We start from the raw sequence: 18,853 nt of genomic DNA, 5'->3' as shown, positions 1-18,853 counted from the left end.
GGCTGTGATTCATACGTGTCGTTTTCGGTTTGCTGCGTTTGAACGTGCTGGGGGTTCGTTAAGGCATGCTTGCTGCAACAACATAATTCGATATTGAAGGAATGTGGCAGTGTCTGAGCCGGTCAGCTTTTCTCGCCCGCTTTTCACAGACGATCCTGCCTGAACCGCTGGGGGGAACAGCCCTTGTACCTGTGAAACGCCTCGGTGAACGCTCCCGCCTTGCTGTAACCGACTTCCCTGCCGACCTCGGCGATGGGCAGCGCCGTTTCAGTGAGCAGCCTTTCGGCTTCCCTCATCCTCTCCCTCGCCACGTAGGACGCCGGAGGAAGGCCTGTCGCCTTCTTGAAGAGCCGTTTCATCTTCGTCTGTCCCATATACAGTTCGGACGCGAGCCGCGTGCACGACAAATCGCCGCCAAGGTTCCGAGCGATATACGCGCACGCCCAGTCGACTGCCGCAAGGTCCTCGTCGGTCATTCTGGGCCTGCCGCCATTCGGCTGGGCTGCGCACTCCATCACGAGGGCGATAGATTCGGAGATAACTCCTTCGTAAAACAGATCCGCCGCGATCCCCCCGCCTTGATACGTACGCGCCTTGCGAAGCAAGTCGACAAGCCCCGGAAGGTCGCGCCGTCCGTCTACGCTCGCAAACGCCTTGCGGACGTCCTCTATTTCGCCGAAGCGACTCTGCAGATAATCCCGATAATAATCTGGCGAGATGGTGATCGACGACGCCACGGCAACGGAACCTTCCGAGAACCGCGCTTCGTACTCCTCGTTTTCCCCGCCGAGATACACCGTGATGGCGCCCGGGGCGAGCGGAGCCCCTCGACGCTGCGCGACGCCCGAAACCTCGTCATAGCAGCCCAAGCACAGGTGCTCGGTGCATCGATAGCGTATGGTCCACTCCCTTGCGAAGCTCATCCTGAACGCGTTCACAGCGAAGAGGTTGTCCCGAAAGTACGCCCAGTACTCCCCGGACCCCATGTCGCTTTCGAGAACCCTCAAAGTGCCAGCAGGACCGTAGTTGCCGACATCGCGGGAAGGCACGAGGTGCCATTTCTTGAACGCCTCTTCGTAAAGGTCGCGTTCTATGCTTTTCATCTGACCCTCTTTCGCCTCGTTTCAATGCGGCGTTCCCCGATTCGTCCCTTTCATTCCGTATCGGGTCCCGCTTTTGCTTTCGCGAAGACTGGAACTCTGCCTATTCGTCCATTATAGCCAAGAGTTAGAAATGTCTAACTAGACAGGAAACATAAGGAGAAATCGGATGACGCAAGGCGCTCCAACCCCGAAAAGCAACAGGTGGACCACGCGCGACGTGCTGACGTTCGTCGTGTTCAACCTGATCATCATGGCGGTGACCATCGTNTCATCGAGCGCCTTCCGCAAGGTTACGACACGGTGCTGGAAGAGGGCGGAGCCGACCTGTCGGGCGGCGAGCGGCAGCGCATATCCATCGCGCGCGCCATCATGAAGGACGCGCCCATCGTCATCCTGGATGAGGCGACCAGCTCCGTCGACCCCGAGAATGAGCATCTGCTCATGGAGGCGATCGGCGAGCTCACGCGCGGCAAGACGCTCGTCACCATCGCCCACCGCCTGAACACGGTGCGCAACGCCGGCCAGATCCTCGTCGTGGACGCCGGCCACATCGTGCAGCGCGGCACGCACGACGAGCTCATGCGTGAAGACGGGATCTACCGCCGCTTCATCCGCATGCGCGAAGAGGCGGCCGACTGGAAGCTGGGGGCGTAAACCGATGAACAAACAGCGTTCCACGGAATCCTCGGAGGACTACCTGGAGGCCATCCTGCGCATCCGCTCCGAGCGCGGCTCCTGCCGCAACGTGGACATAGCGTGCCTGCTGGGATACTCCAAGGCGAGCGTCACCAAGGCGCTGGCGGGCCTGTCCGCCGCCGGGCTCGCCGAGGTGGTTGCCCGGGACGTGCGCCTGACCCCCGAGGGGGAGCGGATCGCCCGCCGGGCGCTGGGGCGCCACCGCTTCTTCGAGGGGCTCCTGCTCGAGGCGGGCGTGGACGGGAAGACCGCCTCGCGGGAGGCCTGCCGCATGGAGCACTGCCTGTCGGAGGGTGGACAACGTGAGCATCGTGTCGTTGGGCTCCATCGCCGAGCAGCTGCAGGTCGCCGCGGCGGCGGACGGTCAGGTGACGGAGGAAGAGGAGCACGCTTGCAGGCTCTTCGCCGATTACATGGCCGCGAGGGCTGCATGCGTGGCCGTTGACGATAGCTGGGCAGAGCAGGCGGTCGAGAAGTCCGTCCGCGAGTACGGCGAGAACCTCGAGCGCATCGACCGCGAGTTCAAGGAGCGGACGAGGCTGCAGGACGCCGACGCGGCCTTCGTCGTCGCCGCGACCATGCTCCAGGTCGCCCGCGTGCTCATCATCAACTCCCTGACGGAGGTCGAGCGGGCGGGAGCGGGCAACGCCAAGGAGGACGCCCTGCACAGCTTCCAGGACCGCGTTTTCTCCGGCTTCGACGACGGGGTTCCGGCGGAATCGGGCCGCCTGTTCGCCTCCAAGAGCCACATCCTCTCCTCACGAGGCGTGCCGTACGACGCGACACGCTACGAGGCTGAGAACCTCAAGGTATTCAAGGGGGCGAACCACCGGTTCGCGACCCTCGGCCACGACCCGGTGCTCGGCCTCGTGTTCGAAACCTCGAACATCATGACCAACAGCATCACCTGCGTTAAGGACGCCAACGTCTTCGGGATCGGCGCGCGGATCCCTGCGACCTACTCGGTCTCCTACGACGCTTTCGGGAAGAACCCGCTGATCGGGGCGCCCGCCGGGACCGTGGAGATGCTGGTCGCGGCGGGAAGACGCGTCGTGAGCGAGCCGGATGCCGCTGCGGCGGCCCTGATCAAGCAGCTGATCCACATCGGCACGGACCTCTACACGCCGTGCGGGATACAGGTCCCGTTCGCCAACCTCGTTCTCGACAAGGCGCACACCGAGGCCCTCACCAAATACGTCAGCACCGGCGACGTATTGAAAGCCGGCATGCAGGCGGGCATGACGGTGCTTATCAACTGGCTGATAGCGGCGCTCCACGGCTGCTCGCTGATATTCAAGGACGACGGGTCGGACTTCTGCACCGAGATGTACCAGGCGCGCACCAAGAAGATCATCCTCATCTCCGACACCATCGCGACCTCGAGCAGCGTCGTGCAGGCATCGATAACGAAGAACCCCAAGTGCCTCGATCTCGGAGGCGCGGCGGTGCTCGTCTACCGGCTGTTCTCGGATGCTCGTTTCGTCGCGAGGCTCAAAGAGGAGTACGTGCAATCGGAGCTCGACAAGATCTACGACGAGCGAGCCAAGGGGCTACTCTAGGCACCAGGTGCCTTCGTTCTCACATCACCCACTTGAACACGGCGCGGAACAGCCAGACGAAAAAGCCCAGCGTGACCTTAAGCGCCGCCTTGAGGAACCTACCAAGCCTCTTCATCGACGTCACCCCAATCTTCCTTGACCTTACGGGCGCTCTCTTCGGCGCCCTCTTCCTTCTCTTCCGCGAGCAGCCTCGCCAGCTCGTCCGGCACACCCGGGACCTCCGCCCTCCCCAGCGTGCGCTGCAGGTCCCTTATCTGCGACTTCAGCGATTTTGAGGGAGGGCCCACGTGCTCGCGGTAGCAAGCGGAAATTGCAGCCGCGTCGCACAGGTACCCTCGCACCCGGGCGAACGCCTCGTTCCCGTCGAGCAGGACGCGGCGGGCGCGCCCGAGCTCGGCCTCCGAGGCCAGCATGAAGCGCCACCCGCGGGACCTGCGCGCCGCCNTTGTCGGCTACGTGCACGCCCAGGGCGTCGAGGATGCCGAGGAACTCCGCCTCGTCGCGCGCCGTGGTCTTGGCGAGCGCGACGCGGGCGCGGATGTCGCCGACCCACGAGTAGCCGCCCGAGCGCATGATCTCCTTCTCGGCCCTTCCCAGGTAGACGTTCCTGCGGCTCCTGGGCCCGCCCGCACCTGTCCGTCCGCGCGCCTTCGAGGGAGATTCGGGCGCCCGGTCGTTGGAAAGCCCCGACAGCCCGCGCTCGCGGGCCATGTCCTGCAGGTCGCGGTTGAGGTCCTCGGGGTGCTGGGTCTGCATGCGGTAGCCCGTGCGGAGGTTGGCGTTGTTCACGACGATGTGCGCGTGGGGTATGCCGCGGGCGTTGTCGTCGTGGTAGACGATGGCGATCTCGTGGTCGCCGAAGTGCTTGAGCGCCCACGAGCACGCGAGCTCGCGCAGCGCAGCCAGGTCGATGTCGTCGCCGGGGTCCGGCGAGAGCACGAAGTGCTTGAACGTGCGCGCGGGCTTTCCCCGCCATGGGGCGTCCGTGCCGAACGCGGCGCGCGTGGCGTCCATCTCGGCGTCCCAGGCGCAGGCCTCCTTTGCGCCGTCTCCCAGCGCGCCGGCGTCGCGCTCGTCGTAGCTCAGGTTGAACAGGTCGCGCGCCAGGGCGCGGCCTCCCTTCTCGAGGTAGCGGCGGATGCCTCCGGTCGAGCCGTGGCCGCTTATCGGCTTCAGGATCGGCATGGCGAGCCCTCCACGAGTGAGTCGGCGCCGATGCGCCCGAGCTCCGCCGCCATCTCGCGGGCCGCGGCGTTCACGTCGGCGAGCTCGCGCTCGATCGTCGGGACGCTCTCCGCGACGAGGTCCCGGTCGACGTGCCCGTGGCGAGCGTGGAAGTTGATGAGGTTCATCGCGTGCACGGCCTGGTTGTAGTGGTAGCCCCACTTCGTGAGCTCCCGCGACATCGCCCAAAGGGCCCTGCGGTCCACGAGTATGCGGTGCTCGTCTCCCGCGTTGGCCTCCGTCGACAGCGGTATGCGCACGAGGTAGCGCAGGTACTCCGACTTGCTGAGGCCGGCGCGCTCGCACCGCTCGCAGAGCGCGTCGTAGTCGCCTCCCTCCATGCGGAACGTGACGCGGCGCTCCTTGCCCTTGGCGGCGCCGGCTTCCTCTTCCATGGCGGATTCCTTTCCTCAGGCCCGCCGTGCGGCGGGCGCGTCTCTCTAGGGGCGCGGGGGATCCCCCGCAGGCGGTGCCCGGCCCGGGCGCCGCCTCTGGGACCGGGCCTCGCGAAAGCGGGCTCCCAAACGGCCCGCGGCATGACGGGTCCGAGGCAGCCCGGTCCCCAAGTACTATGGACGCCCGACGATATGTCGGACGCCATAGGCTACTTGCTGGATTTCGGGCCTGAGGCCCTTCTGCGGCGCTTTCGGGCATCGGTGCCCGCCTCCGCGTACGGCGCGGTCATGAGCGCCATCTCGCGCAGCAGCGTGAGGTCGGCCGCGCTCGGGCTGTTGGGCGGGCTCTCCAGGAAGTCGGCGACGAGCCTCGCTGCCTTCGCGATGCGCCCGTCGGGGCCGGCCTGCGTCTTGCCCTCGCTCCTCACGTAGTCGGAGAGCTCCCGCTTGGTGCGCCGCCAGGGCTCCATGGCGGCGTGCATCTCCGCCTGGCGCTCCTTCGGCATGCCCGCGAGCGATCGCACCGCCTCGGCGCTGAGGTTGCCGCGGTCGGCCTCGGCGGCCCACTCGGGCGAGAGGTCCTCGGCAATCCGGCGAGCCAGCCTCTCCTCGCGCGCGATAGTCTTGCCGGAGACCTTGCGGCCCGTCTGCCGCTCGATGATGGCGGCCTTCACGTCGTCGACGCGCATGCCGGAAAGCGACGGGTCCTCGGAGCGCAGGCGCACGGCGTCGCCCCTGAGCGCCTCGGTCGCGGCGGCGCGCTCGGTCACGGTGAGCGCGCGGGTGAAGTAGTTCGCGGCGTGGAGCAGCGTCACCGCCCGCTCGTCGTCGATGCCCTCTATCACGCGGCAGGGCACCCTCTCGTAGGCGGGGTCGTCCTCCGCGAGCAGCGCGTAGGCGGCCTTGCGCCGGTGCCCGGAGACCATCTGCCACGAGCCGTCGCCGACCTTGCGCACGAGCGGCAGGTCGGTGAGGCCGTCCTCGCGTATGGACTCGGCGAGCTCGGCTATGCCGGCCGGGTCCATGGAGTACGCGGCGTTCGCCGGGTGGTCGGCGATGTCGGCCACCGCGATCTCGGACACCGGGTAGCGCCCGCGGGTGCGCGACGCGCCGTCGAGAAGCCCCGTGATGGTGAAGCCCGCGGCCACCTGCCTAGGCGAGCTCACGGGACACCTCGTCTGCGAGCGCCTCGTAGTCGCGCGCGGGGCGGCTCCCCGGCTCGAAGGCCGCCACCGGCTTCCACTGCCAGCTGCCCTCGCAGACCTTGCTGCTCGCGTGGATGACCGTCTCGAACTGCTCGCCCGGGAAGAAGCCGTCGAGCACGGCCGCGCCCGTGGCCTCGGCGTTGGTCATGCGCCCGGGGACGCAGGTGCGCAGTATCTTCCATCTGGGCGTGGGCATGCGCAGAGCGTCCGCGATGGAGCGCGTCGCCTCCACGGTGAGTGCCGTGCCGCGCATCACGGTGGAGTCGAGCTTCACGGGGATGACGACTATGCCGCCCTCCGCGGCGGCGAGGTAGGCGTTGAAGGCGAGCCTGCGCATCACGGGGCTGCAGTCGATGAGGCAGGCGTCGTAGGAGCCCGAGGCGTCGTCGAGGGCGAACTTGAGGCGCTGCTCGCGTAGGAGCATCTCGTTCTGGTCGACGAGGTCGATGGTCGAGGCAACCACGTCGAGGTTCTCCCCGGCGGCGTAGGCGACCTCCTCCACGGGCGCGGCGCCGTAGAGCAGCTCGACCGAGGTGCGGCGCTCGGAGGCGGCCCGGTCGTAGAGGCTGAAGAAGTCGGTGGCCGACGCCTGCGGGTCGAGGTCGACGAGCAGGGTCCGAAGGCCCCGGGCGGCGAAGATCGCCGCCAGATTCACGGCGGTCGTCGTCTTGCCGACGCCGCCCTTGTAGTTGGAAATGGCTATCGTGCGCATGGGTCGCGCCCTCTCTAGCGTGGGGCGCGCCTCGCCGCCATCGGTCCGGCGCGCCCCGAGTCTCGGAGCGTCGGGACAAAAGCGTACGGATTTGTCCGACAAGCGGAGTGTACCATGAAAACGTACGAATATGTACGCTTTCGTGCTACAGGGGCCGGATTCGGGGAAACCCGGCCCCGGAAGCCCGGGGCCGGGCGCGCCGCCTAGGAGAGCGGCTCCATCTCGCCGAAGCAGTTGACGTGGTGGCGCAGGAGCGCTCGGCTCTCCTTGACGACCATCATCGCCACCTCGTCGAAGCGGACCGGGGTGTCGGCGTAGTCGTCGCCGTTGCCGGCGAGCCACGTCGCCGCCAGCGCCTCGCGCATCCCGCGCGCCCTGTGGGCCTCAGGGAATCCGTCCGTCCCGATGCGGACCGTGGCGTCGACGAACACCAGGGTCCCGTCCTCGTCCACCGCCACGAGGTCGATCCCGCCGATGCCATCGGGCCCCTGCCAGGCCTCGTCGACGATCTCGTAGCCCTTGCGCTCGAGGAAGGCCTTGACCGCGCCCATCGCTTTTTCCTTCATGTCGTTCATGTCTTGCTCCTTAGACTCTGAGGCCCGCCCCTGTGGCGTGCCTTGCGCCGCGCGAGTCGCATGCAGCGCGGGCGTGCCTGCAAGGGGGGAAGCGAAGTCGGGCGTGGAAACAGAAGTATTCAGACGGCAGTTTTTCGCGTTGTTCGCGCGCGCAGCGCATGGGGCGAAGAACTCGAAAAACTGTCGCGGCCCTTGCGGGCCGCCCGCCGGCGTGCGGCCCTGCGCGTCCAAGGAGCGCCGGGGCGGGTTTCGGGTCGGAGGGGCAGAGGCATGCGGTATGGAATCGGGCATGGGCGCCGGGGCTTCCGGGCATGGGATGCGACCTGTCGGCGATTGCTGGGGCGCTCGCGAGGGTTTACGTCGGGACGTCGCGTGGAGGACGGAGGCGCGTTTCCGAGTCGCGGCGCCGCTACCCTAATCGGGACGGCCTCTCCCGTGCCGCTCACGGCCGATATGCGCACGGGACCGCCACTGCAAGTGAATAAACGCGGGCGGCTTGCGCGCCGTTCGCAAAACCCCAGGTTGCCAAGCTCGCAAAAGTGAATATTGATGGCGACGCACTTGTCATCGAAGTCGATCTGCTCGATACCGGCGCGACAGATGAGGCGCCTGAGCTCGTCGAACTGGCTCTCGCGGCCGTGCGCGCAGGTTGGTGAAGCACACTTTGGCGGGTGTAGCGGGCGCAGTTGCGGTCATAGATATATCCCCTTGGTCTATAGACGTAGAGGACGGCGCCCGCTGAAGTGGGGTTGAAGTCAAGCGCGGTGCCCAGTCGTTGAGGACGTCTCCGATGACTACTCCTGCACCTTGAGGGCTTCGGCCAGGCTGACGCGCTTGATGGACCGCATGTGCAGCAGCGCCACGACCAGGTACGTTGCAAAGCCGATACCCACGCACGCCGCCACGGACCAGCCCGGCACGTAAATCTCGATATTGCCGTTATAGGCGAGCAACATGGAGCGGAAAACAGCAGTGAGCGAGCCGATGATCAACGGCTCGCTCAGCACGAGCGATGCTGCCACGCACAGCGTGATCGAGCGGACGTACAGATGCGAGATCTCGCCATCGCGATAGCCGAAGACCTTCATGTAGCTAATCGACCGGGCGCTATGGTCGATAACAGCCTTGGTCAGCAGATACATAAACAGCAGGAAGATAAACACCGCGAGCCCGACCATCATGCCGATCATTTTGCTCATCATGCCGATAAACTGGTCGCCCACGGCACGCATGTCGTCGGGCGTGGTGTCGCCGGCAAAGTAGCGCGCATTGAGGTCGAGCTTCTCATCGCTCACATAGCCGTTGAAGTAGGCGGCATCGTTGCCGAACAGCTCGTTAAAGTCATCGATGCTCATATAGATATTCATGTCCGACTTTGAGCCCCAGGCGCAGTCCTTGCCCGCGTACTCAAGGGAATAATCACGAGCCTCGTACTTGTCGCGAAGCTCGACTTTCTGGCCCTCGCTCCAGCCAAACTTGTTGAGCAGACCGCCGCCAAAGGCGACATGTCCATCGCCGACGTTGAGGGCCTTCCAGTAGCGCGAGTTTGGCGAGATGCCGTAGACGGAAATCGCCTCTTCGCCGTTCCCGTTGCCGCGGTCGTACTGCAGCTGGTAGACAGCGTATTTCTCGGCTTGTGCAATCTTGGCCGTACCGTTGTCGGTCGTGTTAACCGGATGAATGTCATCGTTGTCGGCGTCGATTTTCGAGGCGTTTTCGATCAGATCGATGGCCTCGTCGCGGTCGCAGCCAAGGGCATCAGCCACATCATCAAGGCGCGCGTAGAGCGCATCCTTCTTGTCTTGAACGTTTGCGAGCGCGCGTTGCATCGCCGATAGGCTTTCGGCAGACGAAGAGCTGGCTGCGGCGTCAGCTGCCGCCTGCGCGGCATCGGCCGCGTCATCGAGCTCGTCACTGGCGTCCTGAGCGGCGGAGAGCAACGCACCGTCCACCGACTGCAAGCGTTCGAGTGCCGCCCACTGCTCGCGCTCCTCGGCGGTGCCCTCAAGCTCTAGCGGAGCCTTGAGCGTGTATTGATGCTCGGCGACCAGGCTTGTCTCCAGGTTATCCGCATAGTGTGTCATCGTGGGTAGAATCGCCAGACCAAAGAGCATCAACAACGATGCAAACGCAATGCCCACGAAGAGCGTGGCGAAGTTGCCCAGGTTGCGCAGGAAGATGCGCAGGCGGAAGCGGGAGACAAAGCCCATGCGCTCCGGCAACCGCAGGCCGCGCTTGGTGCCCGACTTGCCGCTTGCCTCGCGACGGAGAAACTGCAGCGGCGTCTTGTCCATTTTGCGGAGTAGGCCCACCAGCGTGATGAGGATGAGCGCGGCGGCGGGAACCACGGCGCACTTCACAAAGATTTCCCAGCTCCAATACACCTGGAAGGGCGGCAGGCTGTACGAGCCGTAATAGAGGCTGCGCATGGGCTCGGTAAAGAACGTAACGCCGAGTGCGGTGCCCAAAAGTGCCGCGAGCACACCCACGGCGGCGGGAAGCGCAAGGTAGTGCAGCACAATCTCGCGGCGGCGATAGCCGCTGGCAAGCAGCGTGCCGATGACGGCGCTCTCCTCCTCGATGGTGGCGTTGGCAAGAACCACAAAGACGAATGCCATGATCACGATAATGATGTCGAGCAGCGTCGTCCACATCATGGAGTCGCCGTCCACGTCATTGCGCGCATAGCCAATGCCCTGGTTGGCATCGGCATCGACAAGATCGTCGACGCGCGCGTCGGCATCCTCCAGTGCCTTGACTATATCCTGCTCGGCATCGATGCGGTCCGCGGTGGAGAGGTCGCGGTCGTTAAAGGTAAAGGAGTACGTGTAGGCGGGCGCGCCGCCGGCATCCTCGAGCGCGCCAAAACCGGCGTCGGTGACCTCGGCGACGCCATACGTAATGGTGTTCACCGTAAAGTCCGAATTTTTGAGGAACAACGCCTGGCTATCGGGTTGTGTCATGATGCCGCAGATGGTGTAGGTGCGCCCCTCGAGCTCGACCTTATCGTCCACAACAAGGTTGTTGTTGGTGGCAAAGACGCGGTCGATGGCCACCTCGTCGTCCGCCTTTGGCTGCTTGCCTTCGCAGTAGGACGCAATGTCAACCTTGGTGCGATGCGCATAGGTGCGCAGGGTGCGCTTGGTGCCGTCGTCGTCAGCCGCCTTTTTGATGATGGCGTCGGTAGAGAAGTTCTTGTAGAACGTAACGCCGCCGACGTCCTCTGCCGCGTCCTCGGCAGCCTTGAGCTGCTCGTCGGTAGCCTCGAAGGAAGTGGTCACGCGGCCGTCCTCAATCGTGTACTCGTCGCGCATGTCGTCAATGAGGCAGCCGATGGAATGCGCCGCGAGCAAAAAGCCCGACGTGAGGGCGATGCTTCCGCACATAAGCAAAAAGATGCCCAGGTACTTGCCGATATTGCGGCGCAGCTCGCGCGGGAGTCGTTTTGCGAGAGGTGTCATGGCGCCGCCTACCAATCGAGCTCGGCGGCAGCGACGGGCGACTCGTTGAGTTCGTCCTCGACAATGCGGCCGTCGCGCAGGCGCAGCACGCGGTTTGCCATGCGCGCGATGGCGGCGTTGTGGGTGACGATGATGATGGTACAGCCGAAAGTGCGGTTGACGTCCTCCATGAGCTGCAGGATTTCCTTGGATGTCTTGTAGTCGAGCGCGCCCGTGGGCTCGTCGCACAGCAGCAGGCTCGGATTTTTGACGAGGGCACGTCCGATGGCGCAGCGCTGCTGCTGGCCACCCGAGACCTGGCGCGGGAACTTGTTGCGGTGTTCGTAGAGACCCAGCGAGCGAAGCAGGTCGTCGACGTCAAGCGGTTTTTTGGACAAATGCGCCGTAACCTCGATGTTTTCCTTGATGGTAAGGTCGGGCACCAGGTTATAAAACTGGAAGACAAAACCCAGCTCGCGGCGTCGGTACTCGCCCAGATCGGCGGGCTTGAGCACTGTGAGGTCGCAACCGCCCACCATGATGGAGCCGCCGTCGGCATCCTCCAGGCCGCCGATGAGATTGAGAAACGTCGATTTGCCCGAGCCCGAAGGCCCCAGCATGACGCAGATCTCGCCGCGGTTGATGGACGTATCGATACCATCGAGCACCGTCAGGCGAGCATCACCGTCGCCGTAGTGCTTCTTGAGCCCGTTGACCTGTACGTAGACATGCTTTGTCGCCATGCTACCCCCTGCTGTTGGCCTTCTGCTACTTTTCTAGGCTAATAGTAAACCAAGGTGAACTATTTTTAGCGCCGGGCGCGATTATTTCTAAACTAGTCAACGGAGACGGGTCGTGGCTATGCATGGAATTTGGCACATATCAAGGCCAAACCCGCAACGGCGATGGCAGCATCCAGGCACCGCCAAAAACGTCATGAACATGCTGAGCGGGTTGCCCACGCCGTTGAGCAGCTCCTCGCGCGCGCCCAGGCTCGGCAGCGTAAAGCCAACGGCCAGCGGCGTCAGCGCCAGGGCAAACGTTGCCGCCAACGCCAGGCATACGCGCCCCACTCCAACTTCGGCAACCGAACTGACAAAGCCCGCGGCGCCCATCATGCTCGACTCGAGCCAGATGCAGACGGTGGGCACGGCGGCGAGCGCGAACACGGCGAGCGAAATGAATGCCGTATAGATGAGCAGGTAGAACGGGTGCGCAAGCGCCATGCGAAGTGCGGTCTTAAAGGTGCTCGTAGCGGCTCCTTCTAAAGCTCAGCGTAGCGACGGCGACAAACACCAGTGCAATGAGGACGAGCGCGCCGGCGCAAACGAAAAAGAATAGCGAAATCGTAGATGAAAGGGAACAAAACGGCAAAGAAAGAGCCCCCCTCCCCAAACGCGAATTGCGCCCCAAAACTTGGACGGCTTAAATAAAGACTACGCCAGGGACTGGTTCCGGAACTCCTCCGGGGTCAGTCCCCTCAGTTTAACCTGATGCCTCCTCGTGTTCCAATGGACCACGTAGCCGTCGAGGTCCGCCTTGAAGGACTCGAAGTCCGGCCACGTCCTTCCGCGGAAGAACTCGTCCTTGATATGGCCGAAGACCTGCTCGGTGACGCCGTTGTCGATGCAGTTGCCCTTCCTGGACATGCTCTGGTCGATCCCGGCGGCCTTCAGCCGCCCGCACCAGCCGGCATGCTGGTACTGCCAGCCATGTCCGAGTGCAGAACGGGTCTCGCGCCCTTGGGCATCCTCTCGCACAGCTGACTCCGCCGAAGGCTTCTACCTCACGAGAGGCTCTACATGATGAGCGTCTAGCAACTAGGGATTCTTGAGGGGTGGAAATAGTGAGAAACGACGGTGACCAAAAGAAGAGCGACAGGTCGATGGCTTTAATTAAAATGAGGACGAGGAGGCCGGGCTGCGCTACGGCGCGGCCGAGCACGAACGAGTGGCCGAGGCGGTACATGTCGTAGTAATGGCGGGAGTAGCGCCTGGGCATAGCCTTGCCCTCGGGCCTGTTGGCCTCCTGGTGCAGGATGGTGGCCTTCTCCCAGAACGTGCGCTCGGGACTCGCGGTGTGCACCGTGGTCGACAGCTCGGGCCCGAATACGGGGTTATCGCCGCCTCCTCGGAGGGCGACCATGCCGCCATGGGTCCTACTCCAGCTTGATGGTGTCGAGCGTGCCCGCTGACTCGTAGGAGCGCGGGTAGTCGAAGTACACGGTCTCCTTCTCGGCTCCGCACCTAACGGACGCTTCGGTGCCGAGGGACTCGGAGAGCGTAGCCCTGAGCTTCGGGACAAAGGCGTCGGCCAGGAAGGCGTTCGTGCGCTCGATGCTGTCGGTCTTGAACCGCTCCTGCGCCGAGTTGCTGCGCGGCTCCCACGGTTCGTTCTCGCCGTAGCCCAGGAGTCGCCAATCGAGTATGAGGTCGATGTCCTCCGAGAAGCGCTCGATGAGCCCGAAAGCCTTCGACAGGCTCGTACCGCCCTTGAACACCATGGACTCGGCGAAGCCGCTTCTGTGGAAAAGGTGGTCCAAGGTGTAGCACACCCAGAAGTCCTTCTCGACGGCGGCCGGCGCAAGCGCCATCCTCTGCGCGGCGGCCTCGAAGACCAGTCTGCGCTCGTCGGTTGAGGCCCTAGCGATCCTGTCCATGCTTCGCCTCCCATATCTTCTTCGCGGCGTCGGCAACCCAGGAGGTGAGTCCCGCCGACTCTTCCAGGAACGCGCCGGCCTGCTCTTCCGTGAGGTTGCGCGCGAGCGTTCCGATTTCCTCGTCGCCCACGTTCTCGCGTCCGAGCGCCTTGAGAGCCTGCACGATGGTGCAGGTGATCTGCGAGCAGTCGAGCAGGTCGCGGTTGGCGCGGTGCCGGAGCTCGATATCGTACGGCCCGTACTCGTAGCGCTTGTACGGACCGCTGCTGACGTAGACGAGCTTTGCGGGCACCTGCGTGTCGAGGCCCAGCGCATTGAGCGCCGCGTCGCCGGACGGTGCGACGATCCACTTGTTGGCACGGGCGATGGCGCGCACGACCTCGTCGGCGCTGGCCGGTACCTCGGTGCCCATGAGCGCGCTGCGCTCCGGCGCGTAGTAGACGCCGCGAATGGCGCGGGCGATCCCTCCTTTTGCATGCAAGCGCCCGAGCGCGTTAGCAGCATTGCGTCGGCCTGCGATGTCGGAGAAGTCGGCGGCTGTGAAGGCCCTGCCGGCGCCGAATCTCTCTATGCGCTTAACGATGGCCTCTGCTTCTGTCATAGCGTTCCTCCTTTTTGATGAAAATAGTATATACCTTTTTCATCAAATTGCCTCTGATTGCCTTGGTTGCCCATGCATCGCGCCTGCGGTCCCTCGCCGCGCCGGCACGCGCGCGTGCGCCCGGAAGCGGTTGCGTCTCCTGATCGCGGTCTGGGATTAGCATCGAGACATCCCGAAGAGATCGTCGCTGAGCCCTTTCTCGCGCTTTGCGCGCCTTCCGGGCGGCGGCGCCTCGCCGAACCCGTTGAAGATCTCCATGACCAGGGCGAGCTGCCTTTGGAGGTCCGCATCAAGCTCATCGGCGTCGCACACGGCGAGGAGCCGCTCCGCCAGGCCCTTCATGGAGTCGCGCAGCGCCCGCTGCGTCCGAGACGACGGCCTCACGGTTATCTCAGTCCCGGTCAATCTTGCCATGATGTAGTCCTGCCGGCTCATGCCGCTCCAAGAGGCCATATTGGCGATCAGCTCGTACTCCTCGGGGGTGCAGCGGAACGCCATCGTCTTGCTGCGCTTGCGGGCGCTGTTCTCGCACGGCATCCTATTCGCCCCTCAGCTCGGAGAGCGCGTCGGCGATCTGCGCGCGCTTGGCGGGGAAAAGGTGCGCGTAGCGGTATGTGATGTCGATGGCCTCGTGTCCCACGCGCTCGGCGATGTCGAGGGCGGAGAAGCCCATGTTGATGAGCAGGCTCACGTGGCTGTGGCGAAGGTCGTGGATGCGTATCCGCTTGACGCCCGACGCCTTGCAGCCGCAGTCCATCTCGTGCACGAGGAAGTGCTTTGTGAATCCGAAGAGCCGCTCGTCGGGCGCGACGTCATCTCGCATCTCTATGAACTCCGCCATCTCGTCGCGGAGGAACGCGGGCATCTTGATCGTGCGCACCGACTTGCGCGTCTTCGGCTTCGTGATCACGTCCTCGCCGCGCAGGCGCTGGTATGACTTATCAATACGCAGCTCGGACGTCTCCAGCAGGAAGTCCGAGGGCGTGAGCGCCATGAGCTCGCCGCAGCGTATGCCCATCCAGTAGAGAACCTCGAACGCGTAGAAGGCAAGCGGCTTGTCGGAGATGGCGTCGGAGAAACGAAGGTACTCGTCCTTGGTCCAGAACTGCATCTCGCCGGCCTCCTTGCTGCCCATCTTGTCCACCTTGTGGACGGGGTTCTTCTCAAGGTTGTAGTAGCGCTCGGCGTGGTTGAAGATGGCGTTGAGCTGGTTGTTGATGATCCTCAGGTAAGTGGGCTTGAAGCCGTCGCCGTCCGCCCCTGTTGATCCAGTGAGAGAGTTCTGCCACCTGACGATGTCGACGGGCCGTATGTCGCACATGCGCATGTCGCCGAAGAACGGGATGAGCTTGCTCTGGATGATGTTCTCCTTGGTGAGCCAGGTGTGCTCGCGGACCCTCGGCCTCACCTCCGCCTCGTAGACCTTGCAGAAGTCGGCGAAGGTCATGTCCATGGCGTCGTCCTTGAGGGCCTTGAAGTTCTTCTCCCACAGGAGCGCCTCGAGCTCGGTCTGGAATCCCTTCTTAGTCTTGTGCCGCTTGGCCCCGCGCGCGTCGCGGTAGTAGAACTGCACGTAGAAGAGGCCCGTCTTCTTGTCCTTATAGGCTGGCATCGTTCACCTCCGGGAAGTAGCGGGCTTCGAACAGGTCGCTGCGGATGCGCCCGCGGATCACCACGCGCCCGAGGGTCTCCTGCTCCTTGTTCATCTGCCGGATCACCTCGTAGGCGCTGCCTTTCTTGATCTTCAGGCGCTCCGCCACCTCGTCGGCGGTGAGCATGCTCGGCCTCGGTGTCCTTGCAGCCGACTGTTCCATCTTGGACCTCCTGTCTATCCGTACGTATCTGTACGCTGGTATTCCCGAGAATAATCGTACGTATCCGTACTGTCAATAGAATTGCGTACAAACTCGTACGCTGATAGAATGATCGCCGACGGAATCTATAGGAGGGCACATGGCGACAGGCGACAACATTCGGCGGCATCGCAAGGCGAAGGGCTTTACGCAGGCCCAGCTCGCCGATACCGTGGGTCTCACCGAGGGCGCAATCAGGCACTACGAGAGCGGCATCCGTGCGGTTAAGCCGGAGCTGCTCGAGAAGATCGCGAAGGCGCTCGAGGTCTCCGAGGGCGCGCTCAAGGACTACGGCGTCGAGACGTTGCACGACCTCATGGCCCTGCTGCTGCAGCTGGAGGAGGGCTACGGCCTCGTGCCCAGCGAGGACGGCATGGGCCTGGCGGTCGACCCCAAGGCGCCGCACGCCCCAAAGCTCGCGCAGTCGATCAAAACCTGGGCCGAAAAGCGTGCCGAGCTCGAACGCGGCGAACTCGACGAGGACGCTTACGCCGACTGGAAAGCCTCTTTCTGACATCTTCCCAGGTGAATTGACGTTTCCTTGCGAACAGCCTCCGGTTCTCCGGAGGCTGTTCCATTATTCCCGTATGAAATCGGCACCCCGGAAGCCCCGTTCGAGGAATAATTGCGCGCCAAAATACAGCAAGATACACGGCGTTATTCGGCGGCATTCGGGGTTGTCGAAACTGCGGAAACCGATTTCCGCGTTTCATTATTCCCGTTTGTTGACCTGGGCAAATACAATTGAAAAGGGTTTAAATCCGCCTCGCAGTTTCAACTCAGTTTCGACCGTTCGAAATCGGCCTTCGAGGACCCGAATTGTGAATTATTCCCGCAGTGCCTAATTATTCCCGTACCGCCGAGTACTCCGTTGTACCGCCCAGTAGGGATAGACGGGAATAATTGGGTCGTTTTCCCAGGTAGAGATGTAAAAAGAAAGCCCTCGAACCAGAGGGTTCGAGGGCTGTTATTCCCACTATTTCGCTGGTGGCTTTGTCCTGCGGCGATGCCGAAACAGTACCAGGCGGTACTCGGCAGCACCAAAACGCGAGCTCAGAAGCCAGTTCCCGCTATTCCCACTCGATCGTCGCGGGCGGCTTGCTCGTGATGTCATACGCCACACGGTTAACCCCCGGCACCTCAGCCACTATGCGGCTCGAAACCCGCGCGAGGACGTCATAGGGCAGCTTCGCCCAGTCGGCCGTCATCGCGTCGGTCGACTCCACGGCGCGCAGGATAATCGGGCGCGCGTAGGTGCGCTCGTCGCCCATCACGCCCACGCTCTTGATATCGGGCAGCACCGCGAAATACTGCCAGACCGCGTGCTCGGAGTTGCGCTCCCCCGTCTGCTCGAAAAGCCGCTGGTTGTAGGCATCGAGCTCCTCGCGGACGATCGCATCGGCCTCCTTCAGGATCTCGAGCTTCTCCGGGCTCACCGCACCGATGATGCGGATCGCCAAACCCGGCCCCGGGAACGGCTGCCGGTGCACGATGTGCTCCGGCAGACCCAGCGCCAGACCCAGCGCGCGCACCTCGTCCTTGAAGAAGTGGTCGAGCGGCTCGATCAGGTCGAAGTGCACGCCCTCGGGGAACGGGATCAGGTTGTGGTGGCTCTTGATCGTGGAGGCCTTGCCGCCGGTCTTGCGCGCGCCACTCTCGATGATGTCCGGGTAGATGGTGCCCTGCGCGAGGTACTTCACCGGCCGGCCGTCCTGCTCGAGCTCGGTCGCCACGGCGAAGAACTCATTCCAGAACTGGGTGCCGATGATCCGGCGCTTCTCCTCGGGATCCGTGACCCCGTCGAGCAGCGCCGCGTAGCGGTCCTCAGCGTGCACGTGGATGAAGTCCACGTCGAACTGCTGCGTGAAAACGGACTCAACCTGTTCCGGCTCACCCTTCCGCAGCAGACCGTGGTTGATGAACACGCAGGTCATCTGACGTCCGATGGCACGGGCGCCGAGCGCTGCCACCACCGAGCTGTCCACGCCACCCGAGAGCGCGAGGATCACGCGGTCCTCGCCCACCGTCTTGCGGATCTCGGCGACCTTCTCCTCGACGATGTTCTCCATCGTCCAATTCGGCTCAAGCCCGCAGATGTCGAACAGGAAGTTGCTCAGGATCTGCTGGCCATGCTCCGTGTGCTGCACCTCCGGGTGGAACTGCGTGGAGTAGAACTTGCGGCTCGCGTCCTCCATGGCCGCCACCGGGCAGACGCTGGTCTTCGCGGTCACCGTGAAGCCCTCAGGAGCACGCGACACGGCGTCGCGATGGCTCATCCACACGGTCTGCTCGAGCGGCGTGGCATTCAGCAGCGCCGACTCCCGATCACGCTCGAGCGCGGCGGCGCCGTACTCGCCCACCTCGGAGTGGGCGACCTCGCCGCCGAGGGTCACCGTCATGATCTGATGGCCGTAGCAGAGCCCGAGGACCGGCAGGCCCAGCTCGAAGATAGCGGGATCGATGGACGGGGCGTCCTCGGCGTAGACGCTCGCCGGACCGCCGGAGAGGATGAGGGCCGAGGGGCTCTTCTCCCGCAGCTCCTCCGCCGTGATGTCGCACGGCACGAGCTCGGAGTACACATGCAGGTCGCGGACGCGGCGGGCGATGAGCTGACCGTACTGCGCGCCGAAATCGAGGACGAGGACCTTCTGATCGATCTGGTTCGAGCTGCTCTGCGACATGGGGCTCCCCTCTATGCGATCAGACCGCGATAGGGCGGCCGAATCGGTTCCTGAACTGATCCATGATAGCGTGGCCCGTCCCACCTGCCCACACCCGTGGAGCGCTGCACGAGAGTTTCAGAGCGCCCCGCGTTTTTGCTACTCTGTCTG

The 18,853-nt window shown here is 63.9% G+C and carries 18 protein-coding genes and 2 pseudogenes; 3 read left to right on the top strand and 17 right to left on the bottom strand.

Going from position 1 to position 18,853, the window contains the following annotated elements; all coding sequences use genetic code 11:
* Positions 1-143 precede the first annotated feature (143 nt).
* Positions 144-1,103, bottom strand: a complete 960-nt coding sequence (locus CAP13_RS02030; RefSeq protein WP_085829999.1) for a helix-turn-helix domain-containing protein — start codon at positions 1,101-1,103, stop codon at positions 144-146.
* A gap of 261 nt (positions 1,104-1,364) precedes the next feature.
* On the opposite strand from CAP13_RS02030, the pseudogene CAP13_RS02025 reads away from it, so the two are divergent.
* Positions 1,365-1,757 (top strand): annotated as a pseudogene (locus CAP13_RS02025) (ATP-binding cassette domain-containing protein); the annotation flags it as partial.
* Positions 1,758-1,761: 4 nt separating this feature from the next.
* A complete protein-coding gene (locus CAP13_RS02020) occupies positions 1,762-2,244 on the top strand; it encodes a metal-dependent transcriptional regulator (RefSeq protein ID WP_085829997.1) in 483 nt (160 codons plus the stop codon).
* A gap of 1,255 nt (positions 2,245-3,499) precedes the next feature.
* On the opposite strand, the gene CAP13_RS02010 is transcribed toward CAP13_RS02020, so the two are convergent.
* The 15 genes and pseudogenes from CAP13_RS02010 to CAP13_RS01940 all read right to left on the bottom strand — a co-directional run bounded on the left by CAP13_RS02010 (position 3,500) and on the right by CAP13_RS01940 (position 15,983).
* Entirely contained in the window at positions 3,500-4,372 is an 873-nt protein-coding gene (locus tag CAP13_RS02010) for a relaxase/mobilization nuclease domain-containing protein (RefSeq protein WP_425429824.1), read from the bottom strand.
* Positions 4,373-4,530: 158 nt separating this feature from the next.
* Positions 4,531-4,977, bottom strand: a complete 447-nt coding sequence (locus CAP13_RS02005; RefSeq protein WP_085829995.1) for a CopG family transcriptional regulator — start codon at positions 4,975-4,977, stop codon at positions 4,531-4,533.
* 209 nt (positions 4,978-5,186) lie between these two features.
* Positions 5,187-6,143 (bottom strand): ParB/RepB/Spo0J family partition protein, encoded by a 957-nt coding sequence (locus tag CAP13_RS02000; RefSeq protein ID WP_085829994.1) that lies wholly within the window; start codon positions 6,141-6,143, stop codon positions 5,187-5,189.
* Positions 6,130-6,894 carry a ParA family protein gene (locus tag CAP13_RS01995; protein ID WP_085829993.1) on the bottom strand — a complete coding sequence of 255 codons (765 nt, stop codon included), beginning with the start codon at positions 6,892-6,894 and terminating at the stop codon, positions 6,130-6,132. Before CAP13_RS01995 ends, CAP13_RS02000 begins: the two co-directional genes overlap by 14 nt.
* A gap of 203 nt (positions 6,895-7,097) precedes the next feature.
* On the bottom strand, positions 7,098-7,469 hold the full coding sequence (locus CAP13_RS01990) for a YraN family protein (protein WP_085829992.1): 372 nt from the start codon (positions 7,467-7,469) through the stop codon (positions 7,098-7,100).
* 794 nt (positions 7,470-8,263) lie between these two features.
* Entirely contained in the window at positions 8,264-10,930 is a 2,667-nt protein-coding gene (locus CAP13_RS01980) for an ABC transporter permease (RefSeq protein WP_085829991.1), read from the bottom strand.
* Positions 10,931-10,938: 8 nt separating this feature from the next.
* Positions 10,939-11,652 carry an ABC transporter ATP-binding protein gene (locus CAP13_RS01975; protein ID WP_085829990.1) on the bottom strand — a complete coding sequence of 238 codons (714 nt, stop codon included), beginning with the start codon at positions 11,650-11,652 and terminating at the stop codon, positions 10,939-10,941.
* 96 nt (positions 11,653-11,748) lie between these two features.
* Positions 11,749-12,135: a hypothetical protein gene (locus tag CAP13_RS01970; protein WP_085829989.1), complete on the bottom strand. Its 387-nt coding sequence runs from the start codon at positions 12,133-12,135 to the stop codon at positions 11,749-11,751.
* A gap of 210 nt (positions 12,136-12,345) precedes the next feature.
* Positions 12,346-12,669, bottom strand: coding sequence for an IS3 family transposase (locus CAP13_RS10185; protein WP_342743192.1), 324 nt, complete (start codon positions 12,667-12,669; stop codon positions 12,346-12,348).
* Positions 12,670-12,922: 253 nt separating this feature from the next.
* Positions 12,923-13,054: pseudogene (locus CAP13_RS10465) on the bottom strand (hypothetical protein); the annotation flags it as partial.
* A gap of 13 nt (positions 13,055-13,067) precedes the next feature.
* Complete coding sequence (locus tag CAP13_RS01960) at positions 13,068-13,568, bottom strand: nucleotidyl transferase AbiEii/AbiGii toxin family protein (protein ID WP_218775287.1); 501 nt, start codon at positions 13,566-13,568, stop codon at positions 13,068-13,070.
* Entirely contained in the window at positions 13,552-14,169 is a 618-nt protein-coding gene (locus CAP13_RS01955; RefSeq protein WP_085829988.1) for a DUF6088 family protein, read from the bottom strand. Before CAP13_RS01955 ends, CAP13_RS01960 begins: the two co-directional genes overlap by 17 nt.
* A gap of 156 nt (positions 14,170-14,325) precedes the next feature.
* Positions 14,326-14,706, bottom strand: coding sequence for a plasmid mobilization protein (locus tag CAP13_RS09810; RefSeq protein WP_179184886.1), 381 nt, complete (start codon positions 14,704-14,706; stop codon positions 14,326-14,328).
* 1 nt (position 14,707) lies between these two features.
* Positions 14,708-15,781: a site-specific integrase gene (locus tag CAP13_RS01945; protein WP_085829987.1), complete on the bottom strand. Its 1,074-nt coding sequence runs from the start codon at positions 15,779-15,781 to the stop codon at positions 14,708-14,710.
* Positions 15,768-15,983 (bottom strand): hypothetical protein, encoded by a 216-nt coding sequence (locus tag CAP13_RS01940; protein WP_085829986.1) that lies wholly within the window; start codon positions 15,981-15,983, stop codon positions 15,768-15,770. The genes CAP13_RS01945 and CAP13_RS01940 overlap by 14 nt, the downstream gene beginning before the upstream one ends.
* A gap of 139 nt (positions 15,984-16,122) precedes the next feature.
* Between CAP13_RS01940 and CAP13_RS01935 the strand changes: the two genes are divergently transcribed.
* Entirely contained in the window at positions 16,123-16,536 is a 414-nt protein-coding gene (locus CAP13_RS01935; RefSeq protein ID WP_085829985.1) for a helix-turn-helix domain-containing protein, read from the top strand.
* Positions 16,537-17,092: 556 nt separating this feature from the next.
* Here the strand turns inward: CAP13_RS01935 and guaA are convergent.
* Positions 17,093-18,703: a glutamine-hydrolyzing GMP synthase gene (gene guaA / locus CAP13_RS01930; protein WP_179184885.1), complete on the bottom strand. Its 1,611-nt coding sequence runs from the start codon at positions 18,701-18,703 to the stop codon at positions 17,093-17,095.
* Positions 18,704-18,853 lie beyond the last annotated feature (150 nt).

The organism is Collinsella vaginalis (assembly GCF_900176655.1).
Classification (GTDB): Bacteria; Actinomycetota; Coriobacteriia; order Coriobacteriales; family Coriobacteriaceae; genus Collinsella; species Collinsella vaginalis.
This window is presented reverse-complemented; position numbering and strand designations above follow the sequence as displayed.

What these genes read in the sequence shown, in the direction of transcription:
- CAP13_RS09810 (WP_179184886.1), bottom strand. Translation starts at nt 14,706, where the DNA reads ATGCCGTGCGAGAACAGCGCCCGCAAGCGCAGCAAGACGATGGCGTTC.
- CAP13_RS02020 (WP_085829997.1), top strand. Translation starts at nt 1,762, where the DNA reads ATGAACAAACAGCGTTCCACGGAATCCTCGGAGGACTACCTGGAGGCC.
- CAP13_RS01945 (WP_085829987.1), bottom strand. Translation starts at nt 15,781, where the DNA reads ATGCCAGCCTATAAGGACAAGAAGACGGGCCTCTTCTACGTGCAGTTC.
- CAP13_RS02030 (WP_085829999.1), bottom strand. Translation starts at nt 1,103, where the DNA reads ATGAAAAGCATAGAACGCGACCTTTACGAAGAGGCGTTCAAGAAATGG.
- CAP13_RS01960 (WP_218775287.1), bottom strand. Translation starts at nt 13,568, where the DNA reads ATGGACAGGATCGCTAGGGCCTCAACCGACGAGCGCAGACTGGTCTTC.
- CAP13_RS02005 (WP_085829995.1), bottom strand. Translation starts at nt 4,977, where the DNA reads ATGGAAGAGGAAGCCGGCGCCGCCAAGGGCAAGGAGCGCCGCGTCACG.
- CAP13_RS01940 (WP_085829986.1), bottom strand. Translation starts at nt 15,983, where the DNA reads ATGGAACAGTCGGCTGCAAGGACACCGAGGCCGAGCATGCTCACCGCC.
- CAP13_RS01990 (WP_085829992.1), bottom strand. Translation starts at nt 7,469, where the DNA reads ATGAACGACATGAAGGAAAAAGCGATGGGCGCGGTCAAGGCCTTCCTC.
- CAP13_RS01980 (WP_085829991.1), bottom strand. Translation starts at nt 10,930, where the DNA reads ATGACACCTCTCGCAAAACGACTCCCGCGCGAGCTGCGCCGCAATATC.
- CAP13_RS01935 (WP_085829985.1), top strand. Translation starts at nt 16,123, where the DNA reads ATGGCGACAGGCGACAACATTCGGCGGCATCGCAAGGCGAAGGGCTTT.
- guaA (WP_179184885.1), bottom strand. Translation starts at nt 18,703, where the DNA reads ATGTCGCAGAGCAGCTCGAACCAGATCGATCAGAAGGTCCTCGTCCTC.
- CAP13_RS01975 (WP_085829990.1), bottom strand. Translation starts at nt 11,652, where the DNA reads ATGGCGACAAAGCATGTCTACGTACAGGTCAACGGGCTCAAGAAGCAC.
- CAP13_RS01995 (WP_085829993.1), bottom strand. Translation starts at nt 6,894, where the DNA reads ATGCGCACGATAGCCATTTCCAACTACAAGGGCGGCGTCGGCAAGACG.
- CAP13_RS01970 (WP_085829989.1), bottom strand. Translation starts at nt 12,135, where the DNA reads ATGGCGCTTGCGCACCCGTTCTACCTGCTCATCTATACGGCATTCATT.
- CAP13_RS01955 (WP_085829988.1), bottom strand. Translation starts at nt 14,169, where the DNA reads ATGACAGAAGCAGAGGCCATCGTTAAGCGCATAGAGAGATTCGGCGCC.